21 protein-coding genes are annotated in these 21,515 nt (G+C 68.6%); 19 read left to right on the plus strand and 2 right to left on the minus strand.

Annotated features, from left to right (window positions below; translation table 11 throughout):
* Window positions 1–118 precede the first annotated feature (118 nt).
* Window positions 119–913, minus strand: a complete 795-nt coding sequence (locus Pmi06nite_RS18470) for an IclR family transcriptional regulator domain-containing protein (protein ID WP_203954279.1) — start codon at window positions 911–913, stop codon at window positions 119–121.
* 578 nt (window positions 914–1,491) lie between these two features.
* On the opposite strand from Pmi06nite_RS18470, the gene Pmi06nite_RS18475 reads away from it, so the two are divergent.
* The 15 genes from Pmi06nite_RS18475 to Pmi06nite_RS18545 all read left to right on the plus strand — a co-directional run bounded on the left by Pmi06nite_RS18475 (window position 1,492) and on the right by Pmi06nite_RS18545 (window position 16,573).
* Entirely contained in the window at window positions 1,492–2,490 is a 999-nt protein-coding gene (locus Pmi06nite_RS18475; protein WP_203954280.1) for a cupin domain-containing protein, read from the plus strand.
* Window positions 2,491–2,693: 203 nt separating this feature from the next.
* On the plus strand, window positions 2,694–2,942 hold the full coding sequence (locus Pmi06nite_RS18480) for a hypothetical protein (protein ID WP_203954281.1): 249 nt from the start codon (window positions 2,694–2,696) through the stop codon (window positions 2,940–2,942).
* A gap of 426 nt (window positions 2,943–3,368) precedes the next feature.
* A complete protein-coding gene (locus Pmi06nite_RS18485; RefSeq protein ID WP_203954282.1) occupies window positions 3,369–4,652 on the plus strand; it encodes an NAD(P)/FAD-dependent oxidoreductase in 1,284 nt (427 codons plus the stop codon).
* A gap of 107 nt (window positions 4,653–4,759) precedes the next feature.
* Entirely contained in the window at window positions 4,760–5,092 is a 333-nt protein-coding gene (locus Pmi06nite_RS18490) for a 2Fe-2S iron-sulfur cluster-binding protein (RefSeq protein WP_203954283.1), read from the plus strand.
* 108 nt (window positions 5,093–5,200) lie between these two features.
* Window positions 5,201–6,487 (plus strand): aromatic ring-hydroxylating dioxygenase subunit alpha, encoded by a 1,287-nt coding sequence (locus Pmi06nite_RS18495; protein ID WP_203954284.1) that lies wholly within the window; start codon window positions 5,201–5,203, stop codon window positions 6,485–6,487.
* A gap of 16 nt (window positions 6,488–6,503) precedes the next feature.
* A complete protein-coding gene (locus Pmi06nite_RS18500) occupies window positions 6,504–6,992 on the plus strand; it encodes a hypothetical protein (RefSeq protein ID WP_203954285.1) in 489 nt (162 codons plus the stop codon).
* 89 nt (window positions 6,993–7,081) lie between these two features.
* Window positions 7,082–7,915, plus strand: a complete 834-nt coding sequence (locus Pmi06nite_RS18505; RefSeq protein ID WP_203954286.1) for a 3-methyl-2-oxobutanoate hydroxymethyltransferase — start codon at window positions 7,082–7,084, stop codon at window positions 7,913–7,915.
* Window positions 7,916–7,996: 81 nt separating this feature from the next.
* On the plus strand, window positions 7,997–8,845 hold the full coding sequence (locus Pmi06nite_RS18510) for an alpha/beta fold hydrolase (RefSeq protein ID WP_203954287.1): 849 nt from the start codon (window positions 7,997–7,999) through the stop codon (window positions 8,843–8,845).
* Window positions 8,846–8,988: 143 nt separating this feature from the next.
* Window positions 8,989–10,107 carry a zinc-dependent alcohol dehydrogenase gene (locus Pmi06nite_RS18515; RefSeq protein ID WP_203954288.1) on the plus strand — a complete coding sequence of 373 codons (1,119 nt, stop codon included), beginning with the start codon at window positions 8,989–8,991 and terminating at the stop codon, window positions 10,105–10,107.
* Window positions 10,104–10,793: a 4-carboxy-4-hydroxy-2-oxoadipate aldolase/oxaloacetate decarboxylase gene (locus Pmi06nite_RS18520; protein WP_239114007.1), complete on the plus strand. Its 690-nt coding sequence runs from the start codon at window positions 10,104–10,106 to the stop codon at window positions 10,791–10,793. The genes Pmi06nite_RS18515 and Pmi06nite_RS18520 overlap by 4 nt, the downstream gene beginning before the upstream one ends.
* Before the next feature lie 37 nt (window positions 10,794–10,830).
* A complete protein-coding gene (locus tag Pmi06nite_RS18525) occupies window positions 10,831–11,853 on the plus strand; it encodes an amidohydrolase family protein (RefSeq protein ID WP_203954289.1) in 1,023 nt (340 codons plus the stop codon).
* Between the two features lie 3 nt (window positions 11,854–11,856).
* Window positions 11,857–12,849, plus strand: a complete 993-nt coding sequence (locus Pmi06nite_RS18530; RefSeq protein WP_203954290.1) for a substrate-binding domain-containing protein — start codon at window positions 11,857–11,859, stop codon at window positions 12,847–12,849.
* Between the two features lie 31 nt (window positions 12,850–12,880).
* Window positions 12,881–13,693 (plus strand): phosphoglyceromutase, encoded by an 813-nt coding sequence (locus tag Pmi06nite_RS18535; protein ID WP_203954291.1) that lies wholly within the window; start codon window positions 12,881–12,883, stop codon window positions 13,691–13,693.
* A 77-nt stretch (window positions 13,694–13,770) separates the two neighbouring features.
* On the plus strand, window positions 13,771–14,886 hold the full coding sequence (locus Pmi06nite_RS18540) for a cupin domain-containing protein (RefSeq protein ID WP_203954292.1): 1,116 nt from the start codon (window positions 13,771–13,773) through the stop codon (window positions 14,884–14,886).
* A 46-nt stretch (window positions 14,887–14,932) separates the two neighbouring features.
* The gene (locus Pmi06nite_RS18545) at window positions 14,933–16,573 is read left to right on the plus strand and encodes an ethanolamine ammonia-lyase reactivating factor EutA (RefSeq protein WP_203954293.1); all 1,641 of its coding nucleotides are present in this window, start codon (window positions 14,933–14,935) and stop codon (window positions 16,571–16,573) included.
* A 70-nt stretch (window positions 16,574–16,643) separates the two neighbouring features.
* On the opposite strand, the gene Pmi06nite_RS18550 is transcribed toward Pmi06nite_RS18545, so the two are convergent.
* The gene (locus Pmi06nite_RS18550) at window positions 16,644–17,357 is read right to left on the minus strand and encodes a FadR/GntR family transcriptional regulator (RefSeq protein ID WP_203954294.1); all 714 of its coding nucleotides are present in this window, start codon (window positions 17,355–17,357) and stop codon (window positions 16,644–16,646) included.
* Between the two features lie 344 nt (window positions 17,358–17,701).
* Between Pmi06nite_RS18550 and Pmi06nite_RS18555 the strand changes: the two genes are divergently transcribed.
* From Pmi06nite_RS18555 to Pmi06nite_RS18570, 4 genes are all read left to right on the plus strand, one after another.
* A complete protein-coding gene (locus Pmi06nite_RS18555; RefSeq protein ID WP_203954295.1) occupies window positions 17,702–18,649 on the plus strand; it encodes an ABC transporter substrate-binding protein in 948 nt (315 codons plus the stop codon).
* An 86-nt stretch (window positions 18,650–18,735) separates the two neighbouring features.
* On the plus strand, window positions 18,736–19,191 hold the full coding sequence (locus Pmi06nite_RS18560; RefSeq protein WP_275409582.1) for an RpiB/LacA/LacB family sugar-phosphate isomerase: 456 nt from the start codon (window positions 18,736–18,738) through the stop codon (window positions 19,189–19,191).
* A 115-nt stretch (window positions 19,192–19,306) separates the two neighbouring features.
* The gene (locus Pmi06nite_RS18565) at window positions 19,307–20,851 is read left to right on the plus strand and encodes a sensor histidine kinase (RefSeq protein WP_203954297.1); all 1,545 of its coding nucleotides are present in this window, start codon (window positions 19,307–19,309) and stop codon (window positions 20,849–20,851) included.
* The gene (locus tag Pmi06nite_RS18570) at window positions 20,848–21,492 is read left to right on the plus strand and encodes a response regulator transcription factor (RefSeq protein ID WP_239114008.1); all 645 of its coding nucleotides are present in this window, start codon (window positions 20,848–20,850) and stop codon (window positions 21,490–21,492) included. The genes Pmi06nite_RS18565 and Pmi06nite_RS18570 overlap by 4 nt, the downstream gene beginning before the upstream one ends.
* The last annotated feature ends 23 nt before the right edge of the window (window positions 21,493–21,515 follow it).

The raw sequence follows: 21,515 nt of genomic DNA on the forward strand, positions 1-21,515 counted from the left end.
TTGGGCACAGCAGGTGTCAACGGTTGTGAGCAGGACCGCCGAAGGCCGGTCATGCAAAGGAAAAAGCCCGCGCAGCGGGCGGGCGGTGTGCAGGTTCAGATGACGGGCGAGAACCCGCTCACAGCATCCGGCCCAGGCGGGCCGCCTCCCGGCGGACCACGGGCAGGTATCTCTCCCGCATGGCCTCCAGGGAGGAACGGGCGGTGGAGGTGCTGACGCTCATGGCGGCATGCGTCCGCCCAAGGTTGTCGCGGACCGGGACCGCCACGGTCAGCACGCCCGGTTCGAGTTCCTCATCGGTGAAGGCCGCATCATCCTCCCGGGCCTGCTGGATCTTCTGGCGGACCTGCAGGAGGGTGGCGGGCGTATTCGGGGTCATGGGCTGCGGTCGGCAGTGGGCGAGATAGTCCTCCAGTTCCCGGTCGGGAAGCGCCGCCAGCATCACGCGCCCGGTAGAGGAGCCGTACGCGGGCAGTCGCGCGCCCACCCGCACGCCCGCCGACACGATGCGCGTGGCCTCGGCCCTCGCGACGAACAGCGCGTATCCGTCGTCGAGAACGGCCAGGGACGCGGACTCGTCCAGTTCGTCGCGCACGGCAACCAGGCAGGGCTGGGCGAGCACGGTCAGGGAGGAGGTGTTGGCATACGACGCGCTCAGGCGCATCATCCTGGGAGTCGGCCGGAAGTACTTGCCGTCATGGCTGAGGTAACCCAACTCCTCCAAGGTCAGCAGGCAGCGGCGGGCGGACGCCGGCGTCGTGCCCGTCGCCGCGGCGGCCTCGCTGACGGTGAGCTGCGGATGGCGAAGATCGAACGCCTCTATGATCGCCAGCCCCTTGGCGAGCCCAGCCATGCCCTCACGCCGGTTCGCCTTGATCGGCGGCTCTCCATCGATTTCTTCGCTACTAGACACGATTTCGTTATACGAAGAAAGTTACCGCTGGTCAAACGCGGTCGATGAGGAGACGGGCACGCCGCATTGTGAGCGGAATCGGGCTGCACCATTGCGGCTGATGGTACGAAGGTAATACCATTTGATATCTGGGGTCGGAGCCCTGCGAGGGGAGTACATGGACACGCAGCCACGGCACGCGTTCGAGGTCGCCGTCCCGATCATCGGCGCCGGCCCCGTGAAAGTGCCCCGTCGACCGCACACACGAAGGCGACAGGCATCTCCACCCCAACCCGCAGAAGTGCATCGAGCGCGGCGCATGCCACCCGGTCTGCCCGATCGACGCGATCGTCGGTGACAAGAGCCGGCGAGATGCCCGAAAAGGCGCGGGAGCACAGACAGGGCAACGCGCCTTTTTTCAACGACCTCCTGCCCGGCCACCTCACTCCGCCGGGGAACCTCGGCGGAGCCACGAAGGTGGACGGGTAGGCGTGGACACGGCTCTGACGATCCGGCTGGCCGAATCGAAGTGACCGTGCCCCGGGTACCGGTGGCGCACCGGCGCCCGAGCAGGACGATGACCGAGAATCGGAGGATCAATGGGCAAGAGCGGACGCGTGTTCGTACGGGGTCTGACCTCGCAGACGTACGGCCTCGGGGAGTTCCGGCGCCGCCAACTGGCGGTCGACCGGGTGCGTGACGACAGCGTCGTCGTCGACGACGCGAAGGTCGGCCACTCTGGCGACAGCGCGAAGAGCCGGACCTGGTGGCGGATCGGTCCAGGTGACGACGACTTCCTCACCCAGACGATCCAGGTCCACTTCGTCGAGCTTCCGCCGGAGTCGTCGAATCACGGCCACGGCCACCAGAACGAGGCCGCCTTCTACATTCTGGAGGGCAGGGGCTACGAGATCCACGACGACCAGCGCTACGACTGGAACAAGGACGACCTCGTCTTCGTGCACACCGACTCGGTGCACCGGCACTTCAACCCGTACCAGGAGCGGGCCGTCGCCCTCGTGGTGAAGGCGAAGTGCACATGGATGTTCATGGGGCTCATCCAGCAGGGCCGGTCGGGACCGGTCGAAGAGGAGGAGCGGTTCGGACCCCGTGAGGACTGGTCCCGGATCTGGACGCCCGGAGTCCTCGACCGCAAGAAGGTGATCTCCCCCGCGGACACGACCTGGCAGGACACCCCCCTCGGACGGGTCCGCGTCATGTCCTCGCCCGAGCGCACGGACGCCCGCATCTTCAGCGTGGACGCCTTCGAACTCGACATCCCCGCGGGTGGCCACAGCGGCAAGTACTGGAAGATGGCCGACGAGGTCTACTACGTGCTCGACGGCGGCGGGTACGCGCTCCAGTGGGAGGTCGAGGCGGAGATCGCGGAGAAGTACTACGCCCGAATCGCCCGCGAACCCAAGCGTTACGAGATCAGGCGCGGCGACACCCTCTACATCCCGCAGAACCACGTCTGCCAGATCTTCGCCGCGGACGGGACCCCGTTGCGCCTGTTCAACGCCCAGAACCGCGTCTTCAAGCACCTCGGATACGACACCGTCCACTACTTCGAACCGGCCTCGAACGCCACGTCGTGACCACGCGGACGACGACCGGAGTCACCCGCTGCCGTGCCCCAAGAGCCGGCGCGCCAGGTCCATCGATGACTGGCGGCAGAACCACCGTGACGTCGTCCATATGAAGAGCGCCTCGCTCCAGCACTCGGAGCGAGGCAGTCACGTCGGCGGACGGCGCGCTGAAGAACGAGCGCCAGCCGGGCAAGGTCGACAAGCATCTCGACATGTACTCCCCGAGTTGCGGTTACGATCCCGACGGCTCCGAGTACTCCCCCACGTTCCGCCGTGACTACCTGCAGGCCCAGGCCGAGCGCATACAGCGGCTCACGAAGAGCGCGCAGGGCTCACTATGTGAGCCGAGGCTGATCGTGTTGTCGGCCCGGCATCTGTTCTGCGACGGCGACGCGTTGTGCATGGCAGACGCGGATCAGATCCGGGCCAGACCACGGAACCGTCTACTTCACCGCATCTGACGAGTCGGCCGTGTCCGCCGCGTTGGAGGGTGCCGGCATCGATTTCAGCGCATCCGGCGCTTCAGATCACCTGACCGGTTCCGTCGTCGATCACGCCCTGCGCGGCCGTGCTTCTGGTGGGTCCGAGCTGCCGACATCCTGTCCCCGGAACCCCCGCTCGGCCTGATCACTCGTAAGCATGCCCCGCCGCTTGGATCCATGGCGAGCTCGATCACACCGCATCGGTGGCCGAGCTCCACGATCCGATGACCCGCGCCCAGAACGCACGGGGACGCCCGTCGCCTTTGGTGGTTTAATGGTATTACCTAACCGCGCGGGAGAGGATTCCATGTCACGTATGGACCAGCGGTGTCGCCCTTGGCGGGCTCAGGATGCCTGGCCACCCCCGCAGAGGCGGCCGTTCCGACCCGACGTTCGGGGGGCCCGATGAGCAACGGGACACTGATCGTCGGCGGCAGCCAGGCCGGCCTGCAAGTGGCCGTGTCCCTGCGGCAGCTCGGCGACACCTCACCGATCATCTTGGTCGGCGAGGAGGATCATCCGCCGTATCAGCGGCCGCCCCTTTCCAAGGAGTTCCTCGCCGGCGAGGCGGAGCTCGACTCGCTGGCCTTCCGCACGCCCGGCTTCTACGCCGACTCCGGAATCGACCTGGTATGCGGTGAGCGGGTGAGCGGGGTGAGCCTGTCCACGTCGGGCCCACGGGGCTCAGGAGTCGCGATGACCGCGAGCGGGCGCGAACTGCCCTTCAACCGGCTGGCGTTGACCGTGGGAGCGGGCGCCAGGCGGCTCCCCCTGCCCGGCGCCGACCTCGGCGGAATCTGCTACCTGCGCGAGTACAACGACGCCGCCGACCTGCGGACGGAGCTCTCGACCGCCACAAACGTCGTCGTCGTCGGCGGCGGATTCATCGGCCTGGAGGTGGCTTCGGCGGCCCGCGCCCTTGGCCGATCCGTCACTGTGGTCGAGGCCGCGGAACGGCTGATGGCCCGGTCCGTGGGACCTGTGGTCTCCGAGTTCTATCGTCAGGCGCACCTGCGCCGCGGCATCGACGTCCGGCTCTCGTCCGCGGTGTCCGGCTTCCAGGGTGAACGCGGCAGGGTCACCGGCGTCACGCTGTCCGACGGCGCGCGCCTGCCGGCCGATCTGGTCCTGGTCGGGGTCGGCGTCCTCCCGCGCACCGAGCTCGCCGGACAACTGGGACTCGTGTGCGACCAGGGCATCGTCGTCGATGCCCACGCCCGCACCAGCGACCCCTGGATCGTCGCCGCCGGCGACTGCACCGTGCAGCCGCACCCGATCACCGGGCAAGGGCGGGTACGGCTCGAGTCGGTTCAGAACGCCGTGGCCCAGGCCCAGGTGGCGGCCGCGACGCTGCTCGGCCGGCTTGACAACGTGATATCGGTACCGTGGTTCTGGTCCTACCAGGGTGACCTCAGGTTGCAGATCGCCGGCCTCGCCGCCGGCTACGACACCCAGGTCGTGCGCGGTGACCCGGCTGACGAGCAATTCTCCGTCCTGTACTACCGGCATGACCGGCTGCTGGCCGTTGACGCCGTCAACCGCCCGGCCGACTACATGGCTGTACGCAAGGCCCTCGGCCAGGGGGCGAGCATCGCTCCGGACCGCGCCACCGATCCCGATATTCCCCTGAGGTCCCTCATCGGCGGTCCGGCCCCGGCGGCGCCGGCCGTTCATCGGGCGGAGGCGTGAGCGTGTAGGGCAAGCCGCTTGTGCCGGATAATCGCTTCTGGTCTAATGGACATACCATAGCAACTTCAGCGGCGCGCGGCCCGGCACATGGAAGTCGAAGAGAGGACATGGGCACCTTGTCCAAAGTGATCTACATCGACAGCGCCGGTCGCGAGTACGCCGTGGACGCGACGATCGGTGACACGGTCATGGCGACCGCGGTCAGGAACGGCATCCCCGGGATCGTCGCGGAGTGCGGCGGGAACTGTTCGTGCGCCACCTGCCACGTGTGGGTGCGCGAGGAGTTCGCACCCGTTGTGGGGCCTCCCAATGACATGGAGGAGGACCTGCTCGACATGGGGGTCTCGGAGCGGCGCAGCACCAGTCGTCTCTCATGCCAGATACGCATCACAGAGGCCCTCGACGGCCTGACGGTGGAGATCCCTCCGGAGCAGCCATGACACCCGGCCACGGACGCACCATCGGTCGCCCGGTGGGACCGCGGACCAGCATCGCGGATCCGATACCGCCAGTCCGGCGCCGGTCCATCACATGAAAGGGAAACGGCCGTGTTAAGGCAGGACATCAACGAGCTTTTAACGCAGACCGGTCCCGGGACGCCGATGGGCGACTTGTTCCGGCAGTACTGGATTCCCGCGCTGCTCGCCGAGGAGCTTCCGGAGAACGACTCACCGCCGGTGCGCGTGAAGCTCCTGTCCGAACGCTTGATCGCCTTCCGCGACAGCGAAGGGCGATATGGCCTAATCGACGAATTCTGCGCGCACCGCGGCGCTTCGCTGTGGTTCGGTCGTAATGAGGGGTCCGGCCTGCGCTGCCCCTACCACGGCTGGAAATACGACGTCACCGGCCAGTGCGTGGAGGTGCCGTCGGAAGCGGACAACAGCAGCTTCTGTGAGAACGTGAAGCTGCGCGCGTACCCGCTGGTCAAGGTCGGCGACATCCTGTGGACCTACATGGGCGACCCGGCCAAGCGGCCAGACCTGCCGGAATTCGAGTTCGCGCACGTCCCGCCGGAGCAGACCTACACCTCCAAGCGGTGGCAGCAGTGCAACTGGCTGCAGGCGTTCGAGGGCGGCATCGACTCCAGCCACGTGACGTTCCTGCACTCCGGCGGCCTGAAGTCCGACCCGTTGTTCAAGGGTGCCAAGGGCAACGAGTACAACATGAAGGACACCAAGCCGTTCTTCGAGGTCGCCGACAGCGAGGGCGGGCTCTTCGTCGGCGCCCGCCGCAACGCCGAGGAGGGCACCTACTACTGGCGGATCACGCCGTGGGTGATGCCGGCGTTCACGATGGTGCCGCCACGCGGTGACCACCCGGTGCACGGCCATTTCTGGGTGCCGATCGACGACGAGAACTGCTGGACGTACTCCTTCGACTACCACCCGGCCCGTCCGCTGACGGCCGCGGAACGCCAGGCCATGATCGACGGCCACGGAGTCCACAGCAAGAACATCCCGGGGACCTACCGGCCTGTGGCCAACATGGACAACGACTACCTGATCGACCGCGAGGCGCAGAAGCGTGGGGAGACCTACTCCGGCGTGGCGGGCATCGCCATGCAGGACGCCTCCCTGCAGGAGAGCATGGGGCCGATCGTGGACCGTACGAAGGAGCGACTGGTCCCGGCCGACAGCGGGATCATCAAGGCCCGCCAGAAGTTGCGCAAGGCCGCGATCGCGCTGCGGGATGAAGGCGTGACGCCTCCCGGGGTGGACACGGCGCACCACCGGGTGCGCTCGGCGGCGGTTGTGCTGCCGCAGGCCGAGTCGTTCCTGGACTCCTGCCGCGACGCGGTCAAGGCCACTCCCGGCGTGCCGCACTCGTCGGTCTGAGATGGCGACGCTGCCGATGTATGCGAGCGAAAGCGCCAGGGCGGCCTCCGCGAGCGAGTCGCGCTACCGGATCACCGTGCCGATCGCACCCGCGAGGAACGCGCGCGTCATCGCGCTGGACGCGAGAGCCGCGGCGGTCGCCCGGCGCATCTCCGACGGCCCCTGGGCCAACGCCCGGTTCTACACATGCGAGGCCACACGCGGCGGCGGGCCGGCGGACGAGTTCCTGCTGTACGGGCTCGACGGTGTGCCGGCCACACTGGACGACACGCTGAGGGGCACCGACGTGGTGGTCGTCATCGGGACCGATGACTCGGGAGGGACTCGGGCCGCCGCCATCGGCAACGCCTGTAGCGCGCGCGCCATCACCACGGCGGGGGTGGTACTCGGCGACGGCTTCGAGGCCGACGACGCCGTCGCCGCACTGCGGCCGCATGCCCGGGTGCTGTTGTTGTCGGCGGACGAGAGCGATGCCTTCGAACTGCTCATGGCCCTGAGGGTCTAGCGAGCCGGCCTGGACCGGGCGGCGGGGGCGCCGTCCCTGCCGCCCCATCATCCACCCCCACGATCACGACGGAGGAAGGCGACGGCGAGATGCCGGAGAAGATCACCCTGCGCACCCTGCAGCAGATGAAGGACGACGGCCGCAAGATCGTCGGTGTCGTGGCCTGGGATTACCAGATCGCCCGTATCGTCGACCGGGCCGGCGTGGACATCGTTTCGGTGGGCGACACGGTCGGCGTGAACCTGTGGGGGCACTCCAACCCCTTCGAGGTCACGATGGACCAGATGATCGTGGTCACGCAGGCGGTCCGCCGGGGGGTGCGCAGGGCCCTGCTCAGCGCCGACTTCCCGTTCGGCCCCCTCCAGGAGGGCACGGACAGCGCCTTGCGAGCGGCCATCCGGTTCGTCAAGGAGGCCGGCGTCGACATGGTCAAACTGGACGCGGCCTCGGACTTCCTCGACTCGGTCGAGGCGATCACGCGTGCGGGCATTCCGGTGTTCGCGCAGTTCGGGATCACTCCGCAGACCGCGCTGCGCTACGGAGTCGAGTACAACGCGATCCCGTCCAGCGCCGACCAGGTGCCGGCGACGATGAAGGACGCTCTGGTCACCGAGGCCAAGCGGCTGGAGGACGCGGGTGCCGTACTGCTCAACTTCACCAACTCCGGGCCGGTCGTCGGAGCGGCCGTCGCCGAGGCCGTCTCCATTCCGGTCGTCGGAGGATTCGGCGGCGGCCCTTGGCTCGACGGCCGGATGCGCATGGCGCACGCCGCCATCGGCTATGCCGCGTCGGCCATCGACGACCCTCCTGACACCTACGCGAACGTCGCGCGGACAACCCTCGATGCGATCACGGCCTATGCCGAGGACGTGCGCGCCGCACGTCAGGTCGCCGGCGGCATCCCCGTCCCGCCCACCTCCTGACCCCGTCCCCATCCCACCCCCGGCACCGCCCGCGTCACGAACCCGAGGCGCCCGGAAGGCGACCACGAGGAGCCACCGTTCATGCCCACCGCCGTTGTCGACGGGATCCCCACCCGCTACGAGGTGGCCGGCTCCGGCCCACCGCTGCTGATGTTCTCTCCCGGCGGTTTCGACTCGAACCTGGAGAGCTGGCGGACGACGGGGATCTACCGGCGCCTGCGGCTGCTCGACCACCTCAGCGAGAAGTACACCTGCATCGCCTTCGACCGGCGGGAGTCGGGCCGGTCCGGCGGCCGGCTGCAGCGGATCTCCTGGGCCGACTACGTGGCGCAGGGTGTGGGACTACTCGATCATCTGGGCATCGCGCAGGCGCATCTGATCGGCGGCTGCGTCGGTTGCTCCACCGTCGCCGCTGTCGGGGTGGCCCATCGCGAGCGCGTCCTGAGCATGGTGCTGTACTCGCCGGCGGGCGGGGTGAAATACCGCATGAAGCAGCACGCCCGGTTCGTCCAGCACCTGGCCTATGCGGGCGAGCACGGCCTGGAACAGGTGGCGGCGCTCGCGAAGAGCTCGGACAAGGGTTTCTCCGCGGACCCCCGGCTCGGCCCCTGGGCGAGCGTGCTCCGCAGCGATCCGGAGTTCGCCGACATATACGCGCGTACGGACCCGGACCGCTACCAGGTGCTGGTCAGCGGCATGGCCCGGCTGCTGTTCGACCGCGACACGGTTCCCGGGCCGGAACCGGAGGACCTTCTGCGGCTCGACATCCCCGCGCTCGTGGTCCCCGGGCAGGACGACTCGCACGCGCCGTCGGCCGCCCGTTACCTCCAGGAATGCCTCCCACGCGCGGAGTACTGGGACGTCCCGGTGGCCGAGCAGACGGAGAAAACGGCTCCCGCCCGGATACTGCGGTTCCTGGACGGAGCGTAGGGGCGCCGGACGGTCGGCGCCCGGCACGAGGCGGCACCGGCGAGCCGGCTCCAGAGCCGGCCTGCTAAAGAAAAGATCATGTGGCCAGTCCAGCAGATCGCCGATCTAGGTGCGTTGGACAGGCCCGAGGATGAGGAGATGGCATGGCAGAGCAGGTGCTGGCAGCGGTCAGGACCGGGCCCGGCACAACCGAACTGCGCGAGTTCTCGATGCCGGACATCCCCGAAGACGGCGCCCTGCTCAAGGTCGAGGTCGCCGGGATCTGCGGCACTGACGTGAAGATGTACGCCAAGCCGCCGTTCGCCGATCCGGTGATCATGGGCCACGAGAACGTCGGCGTCATCGTGAAGGCGGGCCGTACGTTCTCCGAGCGCAAGGGCCTGATGGAAGGCGACCGCGTCTTCGTCGAGCACTACGTCGGCTGCTTCCGCTGCGAGTGGTGCCACCAGGGCGAGTACCGTCACTGCGAGGCGACGGACTGGCGTACCAACCCCGACGCCCGCCGCTACGGCTACACCTCCGCGAACAACCCCTACCACCTGTGGGGCGGCTTCTCGCAGTACCTCTACCTTCCCTGGAACTCGGTGACGCACCACGTTCCCGACGGTGTCTCCGCCGAACTCGCGGGACTGGTGACCCCGCTTTCGAACGGCATCGAGTGGGCGCTGGTCACCGCAGGCGTCGGCTACGCCTCGACGGTCCTCATCCAGGGCCCCGGGCAGCAGGGACTCTCCCAGGTCGTCGCCTGCAAGCAGGCCGGCGCGTCCCGCATCATCGTCACCGGAACGACGCGGGACACCGCGCGGCTCGCTCTGGCGAAGGAGCTGGGAGCAGACGACGTCATCGATGTCGCGCGGGAGGACGCCCTCGAGCGCGTCCTGGAAATCACCGGCGGCAGGGGGGTCGACGTCGTGCTGGACTGCACGGCCGGCGCCGGCACCGCGCCCATCCTGCTCGGCATCGACGCGCTCAAACGCCGCGAGGGCACGATGGTGGTGCAGGGCGAGCTCGCCGCCTTCCCCGACTTCCCGCTCAAGAAGGTCACCGAAAAGTCCATCAGCATCAAGAGCGCCCGCGGCCACAGTTACCGCTCCTGCGAGCTCGCCCTCGAACAGCTCGCCTCCGGACGCTTCCCGCTGGAAAAGCTCAGCACCCACAGCTTCGGGCTGAAGGACGTCGACCTCGCCATCCGGACCGTCGGCGGCGAAGGCGCCACGGACGTCGTCCATGTCTCCCTGCTGCCCTGGGCGGAGGAAGCGTGAGCATCGTCGTCCGCACCCCGCGCCGTACGGACAAGTCGACGGTCGACGCCCTCGGCGAGTTCGGCGTGTCCACCATCCACGAGGCGCAGGGACGCACCGGGCTGCTCGCGCCCGCCCTGCGCCCCATCTACTCCGGCGCTCGCATCGCGGGCACCGCGGTCACGGTGAGCGTGCCGCCGGCGGACAACTGGATGATCCATGTGGCGGTGGAGCAGTGCCAGGACGGTGACGTCCTCGTCGTCGCGCCCACCTCTCCCTCGGAGGCCGGCTACTTCGGCGAGCTGCTCGCCACGTCGCTCGCCGCACGCGGCGTACGGGGGCTGGTCATCGACGCCGGCTGCCGCGACGTCGCCGAACTGCAGCGGATGGGGTTCCCCGTGTGGGCGCGGCACATCTGCGCGTTCGGCACAGTGAAGGAGACCCTGGGCGACGTCAACGTCGGCGTGGTCTGCGGCGGCCAGTGGATCGAGCCGGGAGACGTCGTCGTCGCGGACGACGACGGGGTCGTGGTCGTCCAACGCCGCCGGGCGGCACAGGTGCTGGAGGCGTCACGGGCGCGGGAAGAACGGGAGGCGGTGCTCCGCGAACGCTATGCCCGCGGTGAGCTCGGCCTCGACGTCAATTCCATGCGCGAACGGCTCGCGCAAAGGGGGCTGACCTACGTCGACCAGGCGCCGGACGAGTGAACCCGCCGCCGCGCTCTCACAGAAAGCACACGCACCGATGATCATCGATTGCCATGGGCACTACACCACCACGCCGCGGCAACACCAGGCGTTCCGCGACGCGCAGCTCGCCCGGCTCGCCGATGCCTCCCTGCCCGCGCCGACGCCGGCCACGATCAGCGACGACGAGATCCGCGAGAGCGTCGAGAACAACCAGCTGAAGCTGATGCGCGAGCGCGGCGCCGACCTGACGCTTTTTTCGCCGAAGGCCTCAGGGATGGAGCACCACGTGCCCGACCCGGCGACCGCACGCGTATGGGCGCAGGTGAGCAACGACCTCATCTACCGGGTGGTCGGCCTGTTCCCGCAATACTTCGCCGGCGTGTGCCAGCTGCCCCAGACGCCCGGCGGCACGCTCGACGACGCGACGGCCGAACTCCGCAGGTGCGTGGAGAGCCTCGGCTTCGTCGGGTGCAACCTCAACCCGGACCCGTCCGGGGGGTACTGGACCTCGCCGCCGCTGACTGATGAGTATTGGTTCCCCCTGTACGAGGCGATGGTGGAGCTGGACGTCCCAGCGATGATCCACGTCTCGACGTCCTGCAACCCGAGCTTCCACACCCTCGGCGCGCACTACCTCAACGCTGACACCTCGGTGTTCATGCAGCTCGTCCAGGCAGACCTGTTCGACCGTTTCCCGACCCTGCGGTTCGTCATCCCGCACGGCGGCGGAGCGGTGCCCTACCACTGGGGCCGTTACCGGGGCCTGGCCGTACGGATGGACCGTCCGGACCCGTCGGAGCACGTCATGAAGAACGTCTTCTTCGATACGTGTGTGTACCATCAGGCCGGTATCGACCTGCTGCACCGGGTCGTCCCCACGGACAACATCCTGTTCGCGTCGGAGATGCTGGGTGCCGTCCGCGGCGTCGACCCCGAAACCGGGATCGCCTGGGACGACACCAAGCGTTACGTCGACCGGGCCGACCTCACCGACGAGCAGCGGGACAAGGTCTTCGAGGCGAACACCCGGCGCGTCTACCCCCGTCTGGACGCGCGGCTGACCGCGGAAGGCAGGTAGACCGTGTCCCGGCTGCATCTCACCTTCGCCTGCGGCGACTACGACCGCACGCGGGCCCTCGCTGAGGAGACGATCCGCCCCGACGGGATCGACCTGACCTATCTGCGGCTGCCCGTCGAGGAGACGTTCTTCCGCATGATGCGGCACCAGGAGTTCGAGGTGGCGGAGCTGTCGCTGTCCTCCTACGTGGTCTCGCTGCGTGCCGAGAACTCGCCGTTCGTGGCCCTGCCGGTCTTCACCTCCCGGATGTTCCGGCACGGGTCGCTGTACTGCCACGCCGACGCCGGCATCTCGTCGCCGGAGGATCTGCGGGGCAAGGTGGTCGGCACACCGGAGTACCAGCTCACCGCCTGCGTGTGGATGCGCGGCATCCTCGGCGACCGGCACGGCGTCCCCTTCGACTCGGTCACCTACGTCACGGGCGGGCAGGAGACGGCCGGACGCATCGAGAAGGCGGGCCTCGACCTACCGGAGTCGGTGCGGATCAGCCGCATCCCCGAGGACAAGACACTCTCCGCGATGCTGGCCGAGGGTGAGATCGACGCCCTTTGCACTCCGCGCGTGCCAAGCCCGTTCGTCGCCGGCGACCCCCGTGTGCGGCGGGTGTTCACCGACGTCGTCGCCAGCGAGAAGGAGTACTACGCGGCGACGGGCATCTTCCCGATCATGCACGTGGTCGTGATCCGGCGCGATGTGTACGACCGCCATCCCTGGGTCGCCCAGTCGCTCTACAAGGCCCTGCTGGCGGCCAAGGAGGAGGCATACGCCGACCTCTACGACACCTCGGCACTGCGGTTCATGCTTCCCTGGCTGACCCCGCAACTGGAGGAGGCACGCGCCTTCCTGGGCAGGGACTACTGGTCCTACGGGCTCGAAGGCAACCACGAAACACTGGCCACCTTCCTTCGTTACCACCACGAGCAGGGGCTGTCGAGGCGGCTGTGGAGGCCCGAGGAGCTGTTCGCTCCCGAGTCGACGGAGTCGGCGGTCATCTGATGACGCGCCGGCTCAGGATGCGGAAGGCACGATGAGACTGGTTCTCCTTCGGCACGGCGAGAGCGAGTGGAACTCCAAGAACCTGTTCACGGGGTGGGTCGATGTCGACCTGACGCCGTTCGGTGAGGAGCAGGCACGGCAGGGCGGGCGACTGCTGCGCAAGGCCGGACTGCTGCCGACCGTGGTGCACACCTCCCTGCTCACGCGCGCGGTGCGCACCGGGAATCTCGCGCTGGAGGCCGCCGGCCGGGTCTGGATCCCGGCCGGCCGGCATTGGCGGCTCAACGAGCGGCACTACGGCGCGCTGCAGGGCAAGGAGAAAGGGGCGATCCTCCAAAAGTACGGGGAGGAGCGGTTCCGGCTCTGGCGCCGGTCGTACGACGTGCCACCGCCGCCGGTCGACCCCGACGACGAGTGGCAGGTGGCGAGCGACCCGCGCTACGCCGGGCTGCCCCGCGACCTCATGCCGCAGGCCGAGTCACTCGCCGACGTCATCGCCCGCCTGCTGCCCTACTGGTACGACGTCATCGCGCCCGACCTGCGCGCCGGGCATACGGTGCTGGTCGTGGCGCACAGCAACTCGCTGCGGGCACTCGTCGCGCACCTCGACCGCCTGGACCGTGAGGAGGTCATGGCGCTGAACATCCCGACCGGCATTCCCCTGCGCTATGACCTCGACGACGATCTGACGCCGGTCCAGCGCGGTGGCCGCTACCTCGACCCGGAAGCGGCCGCCGTGGGCGCCCGGGCGGTGGCGGACCAGGGCGTCAGGGGGCGGCGGGATCGCGCGGTCGGCCACCTCGTTGACACCGGTCATTTTTGGACTTATGGTCATACCAAATAACCTATCCGGACCGTGACTCCGCCGTGCCGAGGCTCGGCACGGGGAACCTACGTCCGGCCATGAGGAAGGGCTGCTGAATGGCCAGGGACGCGCTCGTCAAAGACGAATTGGCGGCGAAGTTCGTCACCGAGAAGGACTCGCCCTACACCCGTTGGGTCGCCGCCGAGGGGCTGGACATCATCGCCGCCCACTACGTCCCGGATCTGCGCACGGTGGAGCTCAAGCCCTGGGCACGGCGAGGCGGGCGCGGTGTATTCATCAACCACGAGGCCACCCGCACGTCGAACGACTGCTATGTCTGTGAGATCCCGGCGGGCGGCAAGCTCGCGCCGCAGCGGCAGCTGTGCGAGGAGATGATCCTTATCCTCGACGGGCAGGGGTCCACAAAGGTCTGGAACGACGCCGGCGCCGAGGTCACGTTCGAGTGGCAGGCCGGCTCGCTGTTCGCCATCCCGCTCAACGCCCATCACCAGCACTTCAACGGGTCCGGGCAGAAGGCCGCGCGTTTCGTCTCCTCGACCAACCTGCCTCCGGTCCTCAACCTCTACGACAACGTCGACTTTGTCTTCAACACGCCCAAGGACTTCCCGAACCGCTTCGACGGCGAGCCCGACTACTTCTCCCCCAAGGGTGAGCAGAAGGGTCTGCTCCTGGACACGAACTTCGTCGCCGACGCGGTCAACCTGCCGCTGGTCGAGGCGAAGGAACGCGGCGCGGGCGGTGGGCACATCCGCTTCGCGATGGCCAAGGGCTCGATGAACAGCCACATCTCGCAGTTCCCTGTCGGGACGTACAAGAAGGGGCACCGCCACGGCCCGGGCGCTCACGTCATCATCCTGTCGGGCACGGGATACAGCCTGATGTGGCCGGAAGGAGAGGAGCCGCGGCGCTACGAGTGGGGCCCCGGCACGCTGATCGTCCCGCCGAACATGTGGTTCCACCAGCACTTCAACGTCGGCCTGGAGCCCGCCCGCTACCTCGCCTTCAAGCACGAGGTGGTGTCGGTGCGCAACGCGCAGGGCGTGCCTAAGGCGTGGATCAGCCAGCGCGTCGGCGGCGACCAGATCGACTACGCCGACGAGTCGACGTACGTCCGCGAGACCTTCCGCGAGGCCCTGGCCAAGTACGGCATCGAGCCGCGGATGGACAAGGTGTACGCGGCCGAGCTCGAGACGCTGCCGCCGAAGCCGTAGCCCCGGCGGCGACGGCCTGGTTCCGACGCACGTGAGGAGTACGACCGTGAGGCACACCGGTGCGCACGACCACATCCACGGTGATGGCCGTGGTGGCGGTCACCACCACGGCGACGTGCCCGCGGTCTACTCGGCGTACGTCCCGGACCACGACCACGCGCACGACGACGAGGCGCTGAGCCCGATCGAGGACAACCCGATCTGGCAGCAGGACAACGTCACGCTGCACAGCGTGGGCATCGACATCGGATCGTCCGGCACGCAGGTCCTCTTCTCCCGCCTGCACCTGCGGCGGATCGGCGAGGATCTGACGACCCGTTACATCGTGGTCCGCCGGCAGACGCTGTACCGTTCCCCGGTCTCGCTCACCCCGTACGCGAGCGCCGAGCACATCGACGCTGAGGCTCTGGGGTCGATCATCGACCAGGCCTACGACGCGGCGGACGTCCGCCCGCCCGACGTCGACACCGGCGTCGTGATACTAACCGGCGAGGCGCTGCGCCGCCGCAACGCCGAGGCCATCGCGAGCGTCCTGGCCGAGCGCGGGGGCGAGCTGGTCAACGCGACCGCGGGCCACAACATGGAGGCGATGCTCGCCGCCTACGGCTCGGGTGCGGCGAAGGCGTCGCACGACACCGGGCTGCGCATCCTGAACATCGACATCGGGGGCGGGACGACGAAGCTCGCGGTGCTGGACCGCGGCCGGGTCGTGACGACGGCCGCGGTCCACATCGGTGGCCGGCTCCTGGTCGTCAGTGATCAGGACCGCATCGTCCGCCTCGATCCGGCCGGGCGTCGTCACGCCGCCCGGGCCGGTTACGCCTGGGAGCTCGGCGACGTCGCCCGGCCGGAGGAGCTACAGCAAGTGGCGGAGATGATGGCGGACGCGATCGTCGCGGTGCTCATCGCTGATCCGCTTCCCGAGGACGTCGCGGAGCTGTACCTCACCGAGCGCTTGGCAGAGGCGGGGCCGATCGACGGGGTGATGTTCTCGGGCGGGGTCGCGGAGTACGTCTACGACCGGGAGAGCGGCACCTTCGGCGACCTCGGCCGGTGGCTCGGCCAGGCGTTGCGCCGCCGGGTCGACTCCGGGGCGCTACCGTTCCCGCTCCTGCCGCCGGGCGAATGCATTCGTGCGACCGCCCTGGGCGCGTCTGAGTACAGCGTGCAGCTCAGCGGGAACACCGGCTACATCACCGACCCCGACGCGCTGCTCCCGCGCCGCAACCTGCAGGTGATACGGCCGCACTACGAGCTCGGGGAGACGGTCGACGCGGCGGCCATCGCGGCGGCGATCCAGCGCCACCTCGTCGCCCTCGACGTCGGGCAGACCGGCGCCGACGTCGCCCTCGCCATGTCCTGGAACGGCCTGCCGAGCTACGACCGGCTCATATCCTTCGCGCGCGGCCTACGCGACGGCCTCGCGGACCGGATCGCGCCGGACCGGCCGGTGTATGTCATGCTCGACGGCGACGTGGCCATGACGCTCGGCAGACTGCTACGGGAAGAGCTCGGGGTCACCGGCGAGCTCCTGGTCATCGACGGTCTCAACCTGCGCGATTTCGACTACATCGACATCGGCCGGATACGGTTCCCGTCGAACACCGTACCGGTCACGATAAAGTCGCTCCTCTTCCAGCAGGACCCCCGGCACGACCGACCGACGTGTGACGGCGACCCATTCTGAACACTCGCGGATCGACATTCGGGCGATGGCTTGGCGAAGTACGCCGACGTGGCCGGCGCGACCTCGATCACTACTCCTCGCTGGCCAGATTCGCCAGACCCGGGTAGTCCGCCAGGCGGTCGGCGGTGCGCTGCAGGTGCCGGGTCATGATGTTGCGTGCTCGCTCGATATCCCGCTGTTCGATCGCCTCGACCAGCTCGAAGTGTTCGTGCGCTCCCCGGGGACCCATCAACGGCGCGGCGACATGTGCCTGTTGCAGCGACATGAGCATAGGGCCGTGGAAGGTCTGCACCAGCATCTCGATTGCCGGATTGTGCGCGGCGGAGGCGACCCGCACGTGGAATGCCGCCGACATCGCCATGGTGTAAGAGCCGCTCTCCAGCGCGTTCAGGCCCTGCTCGACGAGGGCCCGCAGGTCAGCGATGTCCTCTTCGGTGGCGCGCTCCACCACTAGCGGCAGGATGCCGAGCTCGAAGACCATGCGTGCCTCGGTGACGTCGCCGGCGGTCATCGAAGCCAAGGTCATGAGTTCAGCCAACCCCTTCCCGACGCGTTCGCTGGACGGCTGGGTGACGAAGGCGCCGCCTCGAGCCCCGACGCGGATCTCCACCAGCCCACTGGCCTCGAGCACCCGGAGAGCCTCGCGGACCGTCACTCTGCTGACGCCGAACTGCGTACACAGACTGCGCTCGCTGGGCAGCCGGTCGCCGGGGACGAGCTTGGCCTCTCTTATCAGGAGCCGCACCTGCTCCACGATGACCTCGGAGATGCGATCGACGCTCACCGGGCTGAACAGGTTAGCCTTCCCCCCGACGCCCGGCGTCCCATCCGATGGGCCCACTGACATACCGGCGTCCCTCCACGATCTTGGGTTGTCCCGCACCTTCATGTTACCAGGAATGGTCTGACCAATACGCTCAGCAACCATGCGGCAGATCGCGGCGCCTGACAGTGCAACGATCCCTGGTCATCCTGAGTGCCAGACCAAGCCCGCGCGACCACTATTGGGAAACGCATCACCATTGGGAAAATGGTCTGATTATTTGCTAATATCTCACAAGGCGCGAGTCGGAGCCACCGGGCAGCGTCGGCGCGCAGGCTCCGGACTGTCGGTGAGCGGGAGAGGACATGCCGAGCATGCGGCTACGGACGGTGACCCGAACCCAGGGGAACAACCGCGCCCTCAAGGACGGCACGGTCACTCCCAAGCGATTCGACTTCGCCTTCGAGGAGGTCCCGGTTCTCGTTGACGCCTTCCGCCGGATGGTCCGGGGGCTCGAATTCGACGTCTGCGAGATGGCGATGACGACTTACCTCTGCGCCAAAGCGCATGGCAAGCCGTTCACGGCACTGCCGATCTTCCTGGTGCGCGGGTTCCATCACGGCGCCATCGTGCGCGCCCCGGAGGCCGGCATCCGAGATCCGAAGGATCTCGAAGGTCGAAAGGTCGGCGTCAATCGCGGATACACCGTGACGACCGGCGTGTGGGCGCGCGGTGTCTTGCAGGACGAGCACGGCGTCGACCTCAGCAAGGTGACCTGGGTACCCTCCGGAGACGAACACGTCGCCGAGTACCGCCCCCCGGGAAACGTCGAGCCGCTGCAGCCGGGAGGGAGCCTCGCCGACCTGGTGGCCGCCGGCGAACTCGCGGCCGCGGTCGGCGTCGGTTCCAGCCCTCCCGACCTCCTGCCACTGATACCCGACGCAACGGAGGCCGGCTTCGCGGCGCTCCGCCGCCGCGGTCATTACCCCATCAACCATTTGGTGGTCGTGCGGGACGACCTGCTCGCGGGGCACCCCGGCTTGGCCACGGATGTGTTCGAAGCCTTCGTCGAGGCCAAGAACCTGTACGTCGACCGGCTACGCCGTGACGCGATCGAGGCACCGACACCGACGGATCTCATGTACCGGCGCGTCATGGAGATCACCGGCGCGGACCCGCTGCCCTATGGCATAGCGCCGAACCGTACTGTCATCGACGAGCTCATCGGGCATGCGGTAAGCCAACGCATCCTCGATACGCGGCCCGCTGTGGAGTCGCTGTTCGCGGAGCGGACGCTGGATCTGACCGGTTGAGCATGTCGGGCCGGCCCCTTGGAATACTCCCGCTCTTGGACCGATGTACGTAAACCGACCAGGCGACAGTTAGTGAGGGCGGCGGCATGCGGATAGCCATCGCGGCGGATCACCATGGACTTGCGTTGAAAGCGCGACTGATCGTCCGGCTCACCACACAGGGTCACGAGGTCGACGACCGCGGCGCGCACGCCGACGGGGTGACGGTGGACTATCCGCCGCTCTGCGCGGACGTCTGCGGCCGGGTCGTCGACGGTCACGCCGACCGCGCGATGGTGGTGGGTGGCAGCGGGATGGGCGAACTGATCGCCTGCAACAAGATCCGCGGTATCCGCGCCGGGCTGTGTCATGACCTGTTCACCACGGAGATCTCCCGCGCCCACAACGACGCCAATGTGATCGTCATCGGCGCCAAGGTCCTCGGCCCGGAACGCGCCGAGGAGATTGTCGACCTGTGGTTCAACACCCAGTTCAAGGGCGGCCGGCACCAGCAGCGGTTGGACCAGATCGCCATGCTCGAGCGTGGCGAGTCGCTGACCTGACGGGTCATGCCCCGGCAAGGGGGACGCCGCTCCTCTTCCGCGCCCTTGCCGGGTATCAGAGATGGTCCCCCTCTAGGGGGAGGATCGCGGCGAACCAGAACATTACGCTGCCGATATGGGACTCAGGCGCCGCATGGCCGCCTCGTATGTGCTCGTGACGGCGGCGGCCGTGCTGGTGGTCGAGTCGGTGCTGCTCGGTGTCTACGTGCCGTCGATCGTCGGCGACCCCGGTCTCCAGAACCGCCTCCAGGCCCAGGCGAACCGTGACGCGAAGATCCTCAGCCTCACCGTCAGCAACCTCAACGCGGACGCCCCCGCCGCACCTATGAAGAACCTGCTCCTCATGGCCAAGAAGGTGGCAAGCGGGCAGATCTCACTCAGCGGGGCAAGGGCGGACCCGAAGGGCGTGCCGATCACCGTCATCGACGGCAAGGCGGCGGACCAGCCCATCGAGGCCCTGGTCGACGTGGGCGGGCGGGTCGTCACCAGCTCCGCGAACGGCGCCTACCCCCCGGACTCCCCGCTCGACGTGCGTCTCCTCCCGGAGGGCGGCGGGGGCAGGGGGAAGACCCGCGTGGGAGACGCGACCTGGTGGTCGAGTCCAGTGCTGCTCTACCCTCCAGGCTCGCCGCCCGCCGGCACGGAGACGGACGCGGCGGCCAAGTACAAGATCGTCGGATACGTCTACGTGCAGGCGCCCTCCGGTTTCGGCGAGGCAGCCGACGTGCCCGACTACCTGTTGCGCGTGCTCGCACCCGGTGCCCTGGTGCTGATCCTGGTCGTGCCGGTAGGCCTGATCTTCGGGCTGCTGAGCACGCGGCGGCTGATCGGGCGGGTGCGGCGTCTGGCGGACGTCACCGGCGCGGTCACCCAGGGCGACTTCCGTCCGCGTGTCCCGGTGACCGAGGGAGACGAGGTGGGCCGGCTCGAGGAGTCGTTCAACCGGATGACCGAGCGGCTGGAGTCGGCGCTGCAGGCCGAGCGGAGGGCGGGGCAGGCCGAGGCGCGGCAGGCGGAGCGGGGACGGATCGCCCGCGAGTTGCACGACTCGATCTCCCAGGACCTGTTCTCGCTGAGCCTCCTGGCGGCGGGGATGCGGCGCGCGGCGCCGGATCGGCTCCAGGGCGAGGCCGAGTCGATGGAGCGGACCGCGACCAGGGCCATGCGGGAGATGCAGGCCCTCCTGCTGGAGTTGCGGCCGGTCGCGCTGGAGGACGCCGGTCTCGTGCCCGCGATCGAGGAGCTCTGCCGGGCCTACGAGACACGGCTCGGCCTGGGAGTGGAGACGCGGCTCGACGAGGTCCCGCTCGCGCCCGCGGCGGAGCACGCGGTTCTGCGCCTGGTCCAGGAGGCGTTCAGCAACGCGATCAAACACGCCGATCCGGGTCTGGTGCGGGTACGGCTGGCCCGGGAGGGGGGAACCGTGCGGGTGGAGATCAGTGACGACGGCGCGGGTTTCGACCCGTCCGCGGTGGCCGTGAACCACGGGATGGGCCTGCGGCTCATGCGCGAACGCGTCGAGGAGTTGCACGGCACGTTCGACCTGTGCACGGCACCCGGCCAGGGCACGACGGTCGCCGCCTCGCTGCCTTCCGCCTCGGCGGAGCCGCCGTACCGGACAGGCGCACCCGTCCTCATGAGCACCGGGGAGCAGACGTGATCCGGGTGCTGATCGTCGACGACCACGAGGTCGTACGGCAGGGCCTCCGGTTCGTGCTGGGGCAGGAGGACGGCATCGAAGTGGTCGGCGAGTGTGCCGACGGCGCCCACGCGCTGGCGGCGATCCCTGCGCTCCGGCCGGACGTGGTGCTGCTGGACATGGTCATGCCGGGCATGGACGGGCTCGCGGTTCTCCGGGAACTGGCGGGCGGTCCGGCGGTGATCGTCTTGGCCTCCTTCCTCGATGACGAACGGGTGATCGAGGCCGTCCGGCTGGGCGCGCTGTCCTATCTGTCGAAGACCACGGCGGTGGACCGGGTGGTGGAGGCCGTGCGGGCGGCCGCGGTGGGCGGCAGCGTCCTGGAGGCGGGCACCGCGGCCCTGCTCATCGAGCGGGTACGGCAGGACCGCCGCAGGAACCCGATGGACCTCCTCACCCCGCGCGAGCGCGAGGTGCTCGCCGAGCTCGCGCGGGGCCGCTCCAACGCGGAGATCGCCCGTTCCCTCAGGCTCGGCAGGGAGACGGTGAAGACCCACGTTTCCAGCATCCTGGCCAAGCTCGGCCTCGCCGATCGGACCCAGGCGGCCATCTTCGGGTTGCAGCAGGGCCTCATCCGGCTGGACGAGGCCCTGGACAGCTGACGGAGACCTGATTCCCGTCCGAT

It is taken from the genome of Planotetraspora mira, from assembly GCF_016863275.1.
GTDB lineage: Bacteria > Actinomycetota > Actinomycetes > Streptosporangiales > Streptosporangiaceae > Planotetraspora > Planotetraspora mira.

What these genes read in the sequence shown, in the direction of transcription:
- Pmi06nite_RS18475 (WP_203954280.1), top strand. Translation starts at nt 1,492, where the DNA reads ATGGGCAAGAGCGGACGCGTGTTCGTACGGGGTCTGACCTCGCAGACG.
- Pmi06nite_RS18480 (WP_203954281.1), top strand. Translation starts at nt 2,694, where the DNA reads ATGTACTCCCCGAGTTGCGGTTACGATCCCGACGGCTCCGAGTACTCC.
- Pmi06nite_RS18485 (WP_203954282.1), top strand. Translation starts at nt 3,369, where the DNA reads ATGAGCAACGGGACACTGATCGTCGGCGGCAGCCAGGCCGGCCTGCAA.
- Pmi06nite_RS18490 (WP_203954283.1), top strand. Translation starts at nt 4,760, where the DNA reads ATGGGCACCTTGTCCAAAGTGATCTACATCGACAGCGCCGGTCGCGAG.
- Pmi06nite_RS18500 (WP_203954285.1), top strand. Translation starts at nt 6,504, where the DNA reads ATGTATGCGAGCGAAAGCGCCAGGGCGGCCTCCGCGAGCGAGTCGCGC.
- Pmi06nite_RS18505 (WP_203954286.1), top strand. Translation starts at nt 7,082, where the DNA reads ATGCCGGAGAAGATCACCCTGCGCACCCTGCAGCAGATGAAGGACGAC.
- Pmi06nite_RS18510 (WP_203954287.1), top strand. Translation starts at nt 7,997, where the DNA reads ATGCCCACCGCCGTTGTCGACGGGATCCCCACCCGCTACGAGGTGGCC.
- Pmi06nite_RS18515 (WP_203954288.1), top strand. Translation starts at nt 8,989, where the DNA reads ATGGCAGAGCAGGTGCTGGCAGCGGTCAGGACCGGGCCCGGCACAACC.
- Pmi06nite_RS18525 (WP_203954289.1), top strand. Translation starts at nt 10,831, where the DNA reads ATGATCATCGATTGCCATGGGCACTACACCACCACGCCGCGGCAACAC.
- Pmi06nite_RS18535 (WP_203954291.1), top strand. Translation starts at nt 12,881, where the DNA reads ATGAGACTGGTTCTCCTTCGGCACGGCGAGAGCGAGTGGAACTCCAAG.
- Pmi06nite_RS18540 (WP_203954292.1), top strand. Translation starts at nt 13,771, where the DNA reads ATGGCCAGGGACGCGCTCGTCAAAGACGAATTGGCGGCGAAGTTCGTC.
- Pmi06nite_RS18555 (WP_203954295.1), top strand. Translation starts at nt 17,702, where the DNA reads ATGCCGAGCATGCGGCTACGGACGGTGACCCGAACCCAGGGGAACAAC.
- Pmi06nite_RS18560 (WP_275409582.1), top strand. Translation starts at nt 18,736, where the DNA reads ATGCGGATAGCCATCGCGGCGGATCACCATGGACTTGCGTTGAAAGCG.
- Pmi06nite_RS18565 (WP_203954297.1), top strand. Translation starts at nt 19,307, where the DNA reads ATGGGACTCAGGCGCCGCATGGCCGCCTCGTATGTGCTCGTGACGGCG.